This window comes from Massilia glaciei (genome assembly GCF_003011895.2).
Lineage (GTDB): Bacteria > Pseudomonadota > Gammaproteobacteria > Burkholderiales > Burkholderiaceae_D > Telluria_A > Telluria_A glaciei.
In genome coordinates this window covers 40,262-46,878 of the sequence record NZ_PXWF02000240.1, presented here as the reverse complement: position 1 = coordinate 46,878, position 6,617 = coordinate 40,262, and the positions used below count along the sequence as shown (strand labels likewise).

Annotated in this window: 4 protein-coding genes; 2 read left to right on the top strand and 2 right to left on the bottom strand. The window is 64.9% G+C overall.

The genetic code is table 11. From position 1 onward, the window contains the following. Together C7C56_RS15455 and aceE are read right to left on the bottom strand one after the other, a co-directional pair. Nucleotides 1–295: biotin/lipoyl-containing protein (locus C7C56_RS15455; RefSeq protein ID WP_146204501.1), on the bottom strand; the 295-nt coding region annotated here is incomplete at its 3' end. Nucleotides 296–377: 82 nt separating this feature from the next. After that, entirely contained in the window at nucleotides 378–3,074 is a 2,697-nt protein-coding gene (aceE, locus tag C7C56_RS15450) for a pyruvate dehydrogenase (acetyl-transferring), homodimeric type (protein WP_106758266.1), read from the bottom strand. Between the two features lie 426 nt (nucleotides 3,075–3,500). Here aceE and folD point away from each other — a divergent pair, with 426 nt between their 5' ends. Both folD and C7C56_RS15440 read left to right on the top strand, forming a co-directional pair. Then, entirely contained in the window at nucleotides 3,501–4,346 is an 846-nt protein-coding gene (gene folD, locus C7C56_RS15445; RefSeq protein WP_106758265.1) for a bifunctional methylenetetrahydrofolate dehydrogenase/methenyltetrahydrofolate cyclohydrolase FolD, read from the top strand. A 176-nt stretch (nucleotides 4,347–4,522) separates the two neighbouring features. Then, nucleotides 4,523–6,607 carry a M3 family metallopeptidase gene (locus C7C56_RS15440; protein WP_106758264.1) on the top strand — a complete coding sequence of 695 codons (2,085 nt, stop codon included), beginning with the start codon at nucleotides 4,523–4,525 and terminating at the stop codon, nucleotides 6,605–6,607. Nucleotides 6,608–6,617: the final 10 nt, after the last annotated feature.

Sequence of the window (6,617 nt, the reverse complement as noted above, 5' to 3'; positions counted from 1 at the left end):
CCGCCGCCGGTGCCGCCGCCGGTGCCTCGGCCGCCGGCGCTGCCGGCGCTGCCGCGTCCGAAGCCTCGAGGATCAGCAGCAGCGAGCCTTCCTTGACCTTGTCGCCGACCTTGATGCGCAGTTCCTTGACCACGCCGGCATGGCTCGACGGGATCTCCATGCTGGCCTTGTCCGATTCGACCGTGATCAGCGACTGGTCGACCTTGATTGTGTCGCCCGGCTTGACCATCAGCTCAATCACTTCCACTTCCTTGAAATCGCCGATATCCGGGACGTTGACTTCCACAGTGCTCATATTGTTCTCCGTTCTTTTTGGTTCGCGTAGGTCCCCGCCATTCCACGCGAAGCGTCCGCGCGCGAATGACGGTTTGACAGATTTACACTGTCACCGGATTTGGCTTGTTGGCGTCGATGCCGTATTTCGCAATCGCGTCGGCGACGATCGACGTGGCGATCACGCCCTCGTCGGCGAGCGACTTGAGTGCGGCCACGGTGATGTAATAGCGGTTGACCTCGAAGAACTCGCGCAGCTTGACGCGGCTGTCCGAACGTCCGAAACCATCGGTGCCCAGCACTTTGTAGGTGCGGCCCTTCGGCATGAACGCGCGGATCTGTTCTGCGAACAGGCGCATGTAGTCGGTGGTGGCAATGATCGGACCGGTGGTCTGGTCCATCAGGCCGGTCACGTACGGCACCCGCGGGGTGTCGGTCGGGTGCACCATGTTCCAGCGCTCGGCGTCTTGGCCTTCGCGCGCGACCAGCGTGAGCGAGGGCGCGGACCAGACGTCGGCGGCGATGCCCCAGTCCTTGAGCAGCAGTTCGGCCGCGAAGATCGACTCGCGCAGGATGGTGCCCGAGCCGATCAGCTGCACGCGCTGCTGCGGACCGGCGGCGCCGGCCTGGAGCAGGTACATGCCCTTGAGGATGCCCGCTTCGGTGCCGGGGGTCAGGCCCGGCTGCTCGTAGTTCTCGTTCATCAGGGTGATGTAGTAGAACACGTCCTCCTGCTCGGCGATCATGCGGCGCAGGCCGTCCTGGATGATGACGGCGACCTCGTGGCCGAAGGTCGGGTCGTACGGCAGGCAGTTCGGGATGGTCGCGGCCATCACGTGGCTGTGGCCGTCCTCGTGCTGCAGGCCTTCGCCGTTGAGCGTGGTGCGCCCCGCCGTGCCGCCCATCAGGAAGCCGCGCGCGCGCATGTCGCCGGCGGCCCAGGCCAGGTCGCCGATGCGCTGCATGCCGAACATCGAGTAGAAGGTGTAGAACGGGACCATGATGCGGTTGTTGGTCGAGTACGAGGTCGCCGCGGCGATCCACGAGCTCATGCCGCCGGCCTCGTTGATCCCCTCTTGCAGGATCTGGCCGGCCTTGTCCTCGCGGTAGTACATGACCTGGTCCTTGTCGACCGGCTCGTACAACTGGCCCTGCTGGTTGAAGATGCCGATCTGGCGGAACAGGCCCTCCATGCCGAAGGTGCGCGACTCGTCGACCAGGATCGGGACGATGCGCTGGCCCAGGTTCGGGTCGCGCAGCAGCGTCGAGATCACGCGCACATAGGCTTGGGTGGTCGAGATCTCGCGCCCCTCCGGGGTCGCGTCGAGCACGTTCTGGAACGCCGACAGCGCGGGCACGGGCAGCGTTTCGGCGGCCTGCGGACGGCGCTGCGGCAGGTAGCCGCCGAGCGCGGCGCGGCGCGCGTGCAGGTACACCATCTCGGGGGCGTCGTCGGCCGGCTTGTAGAACGGGATCTCGGCCAGCTTGTCGTCCGGGATCGGGATGCCGAAGCGGTCGCGCATCTCGCGCACGGCCTCGTCGTCGAGCTTCTTGGTCTGGTGGGCGGTGTTGCGCGCCTCGCCCGACTTGCCCATGCCGAAGCCCTTGACGGTTTTCACCAGCAGCACGGTCGGGGTGCCGACGTTTTCCTGCGCGATCTTGAAGGCCGCGTAGATCTTGTGCGGATCGTGGCCGCCGCGGGTCAGGCGCCAGATGTCGTCGTCGGTCATGTTGGCGACCATCTCGAGCAGCTTCGGATGCTTGCCGAAAAAGTGCTTGCGCACGTAGGCGCCGTCCTTGGCCTTGTAGTTCTGGTACTCGCCGTCGACGGTCTCCATCATCACGCGCTGCAAGATGCCCTCCTTGTCCTTCGACAGCAGCAGGTCCCAGCCCGGGCCCCAGATTACCTTGACCACGTTCCAGCCGGCGCCGCGGAAGTCCGCTTCGAGCTCCTGGATGATCTTGCCGTTGCCGCGCACCGGGCCGTCGAGGCGCTGCAGGTTGCAGTTGACGACCATCACCAGGTTGTCGAGGCGCTCGCGCGCGGCCATGCCGATCGCGCCCATCGATTCCGGCTCGTCCATCTCGCCGTCGCCGCAGAACACCCAGACCTTGCGGTTCGAGGTGTCGGCGATCGAGCGCGCGTGCAGGTACTTGAGGAAGCGCGCCTGGTAGATCGCCATCAGCGGGCCCAGGCCCATCGACACGGTCGGGAACTGCCAGAAGGTCGGCATCAGCTTCGGATGCGGGTACGAGGACAGGCCCTTGCCGTCGACTTCGCGACGGAAATTGAGCAACTGGTCCTCGGACAGGCGGCCCTCGAGAAAGGCGCGGGCGTAGATGCCGGGCGAGGAGTGGCCCTGAAGGTAGAGCAGGTCGCCGCCGTGCTCGGCCGTCGGCGCGCGCCAGAAATGGTTGAAGCCGATGCCGAGCATGTTGGCCAGCGAGGCGAAGCTCGAGATGTGGCCGCCCAGGTCGCCGTCGGCGCGGTTGGCCTTGACCACCATCGCCATCGCGTTCCAGCGCATCCACGAGCGCAGGCGCTCTTCGAACTCGAGGTTGCCCGGGCAGTGCTGCTCGAGGTGGGCGGGGATCGTGTTGACGTAGGCGGTGTTGCTCGAGAACGGGATGTGGGCGCCGCGGCGGCGCGCCAGGTCGACCAGCCGCTCCATCAGGTAGTGCGCGCGGTCCGGGCCTTCATTGTCGATGACGGCCTCGAGCGCCTCAAGCCACTCCTTGGTTTCGAGCGTATCGGGATCATTGGCGGCTTGGGCCGTCAACTGGTCGAGTTGAGCTGACATGTGTTGTGTCTCCTGTTGTTGGTGCCCGCCAAGATCCCCTGATCGCTGCCGGACGTTACTAAGGAGTCGCTCAAAAATAACTGTAACAATTGGATCGGCTCTGACGGGCGCGCTGCTGCGTTGTTCGTCGTCGCCATAGCTCGCTATGACTCCTTCTCGCGCCTTGCATCGCGGCCCGCCAGAGCCGCCCAATCGTCACACTTATTTATTCACGACTCCTAAAATTGTTTTCGTGACAAACTGTTTGGACGTACTTTCAATTAGTGGAAGGATTCTAACAGCACTTTAGTATTTTTTCAAATTGCGATATTGCTTTCCATATTATGAAACGATCCGTTTTTTTCGACTCGGAAAAAAGTGTGGATCCGGACCGGAACGGCGGCGGCGCCTTATAATCTTAGTTTCCCCAGCCCTGACTGCAAAATCATGTCCGCACAACTGATCGATGGTGTCCTCCTCTCCCAACAACTGCGCGCCGAGATCGGCCAGCGCGCCGCCGCGCTGAGCGCGCGCGGCAGGCAGCCCGGCCTGGCCGTGATCCTGGTCGGCGAGGACCCGGCCAGCCAGGTCTATGTGCGCAACAAGGTCAAGGCCTGCGCCGACGTCGGCTTCCATTCGTTGCTCGAGAAATACGAGGCCGAGCTGTCCGAGGCGGCCCTGCTCGAGCGCATCGCCGCGCTCAACGCCGACCCGGCGATCCACGGCATCCTGGTGCAGATGCCGCTGCCGCGGCACATCAATCCGCACAAGGTCATCGAGGCGATCTCGACGAGCAAGGACGTGGACGGCTATTCGGTGCTCAGCGCGGGGGAGCTGATGACGGGGTTGACGGGCTTCCGTCCCTGCACCCCGTACGGCTGCATGAAACTGATCGAAAGCACGGGCACCGACCTGCGCGGCAAGCACGCGGTCGTGATCGGACGCAGCAACACGGTCGGCAAGCCGATGGCGCTGCTGCTCTTGCAAGCGAACGCGACCGTCACGATATGCCATAGCGCGACCCCGGATCTGGGCCTGTACACGCGCCAGGCCGACGTGGTGGTGGCGGCCGTGGGCCGGCGCAACACGCTCACGGCCGACATGGTCAAGCCGGGCGCGATCGTGATCGACGTCGGCATGAACCGCGACGACAACAACAAATTGTGCGGCGACGTCGACTTCGCGGGGGTGCGCGAGGTGGCCTCGCACATCACGCCGGTGCCGGGCGGGGTGGGACCGATGACGATCACCATGCTCCTAATGAACACGGTCGAAGCCGCCGAGCGCACATAATCACCGGGCATGCCGCCGACACCGCCCTAAGCGGCTAATTTGAAACACGCGACTATCGCACTCCGGGGTCAGACCCCGGTGGAATTGCAACATTCCGCTATCGGGGTCAGACCCCGGTGGAATCGAAACATTCCGCTATCGGGGCAGACCCCGATTGAAGAACATTGGGAACGATCATGAACACTGAATCCAGCAACCCCCTCCTAGACTTCTCGGGCCTGCCCCGTTTCGACGCCATCAAACCGGAGCACGTGGCCCCGGCGGTCGACCTGCTGATCGCGCGCGCCAGCGCCGTGGTCGGGCAACTCGAAGCCCCCGCCGACGATGTCAGCTGGGACGGCTTCGTGGTGCCGCTCGAGGACACCACCGAGCAACTGGGCCGCGCCTGGGGCATCGTCAACCACCTCAACAGCGTGGTCGACACCCCGGAACTGCGCGCCGCCTACAACGAGAACCAGCCCAAGGTCACCGAGTTCTGGACCGCGCTGTCCCAGAACGAAGCCCTGTTCGACAAATACAAGCAGATCGCGGCCGGCCCCGAGGCGGCGCAACTGTCGACCGAGCGCAAGAAGCTGCTCGAGAACGCCCTGCGCGACTTCCGCCTCGGCGGCGCCGAACTGTCGGCCGATAAAAAGGAGCGCTTCGCCCAGATCCAGGAACAGCACGCCGCCGTCGCCACGCGCTTCTCCGAAAACGTGCTCGACGCCACCAACGACTACAAGCTCGTGGTCGCCGACGAGGCCGAACTGGCAGGCCTGCCCGACGACGTCAAGCTGGCCGCGCGCGCCGCCGCCGAAAAGGAGGGCAAACCCGGCTTCCTGTTCACGCTGCACTTCCCGTCCTACTTCCCGATCCTCCAGTTCGGCGCCAACCGCGCCCTGCGCGAGACCATCTACCGCGCCAACGCGACCAAGGCCTCGGAGCTGGGCGCCGCCTTCAGCTTGCGCGAGCAATGGGACAACACCGCCAACATCGCCAGTTTGCTCAAGTTGCGCGACGAGGAGGCCAAGCTGCTCGACTACCGCAACTTCGCCGAGGTCTCGCTCGTGCCCAAGATGGCGCCGAGCCCCGAGCACGTGATCGGCTTCCTCGAGGACCTCGCGCGCCGCGCCCGCCCCTACGCCGAGCAGGACCTGGCCGAATTGCGCGCCTTCGCCCAAAGCGAGCTCGGGATCGACGAGCTGGCGGCCTGGGACGTCGCCTACGCGTCCGAAAAGCTGCGCGAGCGGCGCTACGCGTTCTCCTCGCAGGAGGTCAAGGAGTATTTCCCCGAGCCGAAGGTCGTCGACGGCCTGTTCCGCCTCGTGCAGGGCCTGTTCTCGGTCACGATCGGCCCCGACACGGCGCCGGTCTGGCATCCGGACGTGCGCTTCTACCGCATCGAGCGCGACGGCGAGCTGGTCGGCCAGTTCTACCTCGACCTGTATGCGCGCGAGGGCAAGAGCGGCGGCGCCTGGATGGACGACGCGCGCGGACGCAAACTCGGGGCCGACGGCGCCGTGCAAACACCGGTCGCCTACCTGACCTGCAACTTCACCCCGCCGGCGCTGCAGGACGGCGTGCCCCAGCCATCCCTGTTCACGCATGATGACGTGACAACCTTGTTCCACGAATTCGGCCACGGTTTGCACCATATGCTCACCGAGGTCAACGAAATCGGGGTCTCGGGCATTTCTGGTGTGGAGTGGGACGCGGTCGAGCTGCCGTCGCAGTTCATGGAGAACTTCTGCTGGGAATGGGACGTGTTGCAGAACATGACGGCGCACGTGGGGACGGGCCAGCCGCTGCCGCGTGCGCTTTACGACAAGATGATGGCCGCGAAAAACTTCCAGTCGGGCCTGCAAACGCTGCGCCAGGTCGAATTCTCGCTCGTCGACATGCACCTGCATTTCGACTTCGACCCGGCCAGCGCGCAATCGGTGCAGGACATGATCGACGGCGTGCGCGCCAAGTTCGCCGTCATGACGCCGCCCGCGTTCAACCGTTTCCAACACGCGTTCGGACATATTTTTGCCGGCGGGTACGCAGCCGGGTACTATAGCTACAAATGGGCCGAGGTGTTGTCGGCCGACGTCTACGCCGCCTTTGAAGAGGCGGTCGAGGCGGGAGGCGGCGCGCTGTCCGAGCAAACGGGCAAGCGCTTCCAGCGGGAGATTCTGGCAATGGGCGGTTCGCGCCCGGCGCTCGAATCCTTTAAGGCGTTCCGCGGGCGCGAACCGAGCATCGACGCGTTGTTGCGGCACAGTGGCATGGGCACCTGATCGGCGCTTG

What these genes read in the sequence shown, in the direction of transcription:
- aceE (WP_106758266.1), bottom strand. Translation starts at nt 3,074, where the DNA reads ATGTCAGCTCAACTCGACCAGTTGACGGCCCAAGCCGCCAATGATCCC.
- folD (WP_106758265.1), top strand. Translation starts at nt 3,501, where the DNA reads ATGTCCGCACAACTGATCGATGGTGTCCTCCTCTCCCAACAACTGCGC.
- C7C56_RS15440 (WP_106758264.1), top strand. Translation starts at nt 4,523, where the DNA reads ATGAACACTGAATCCAGCAACCCCCTCCTAGACTTCTCGGGCCTGCCC.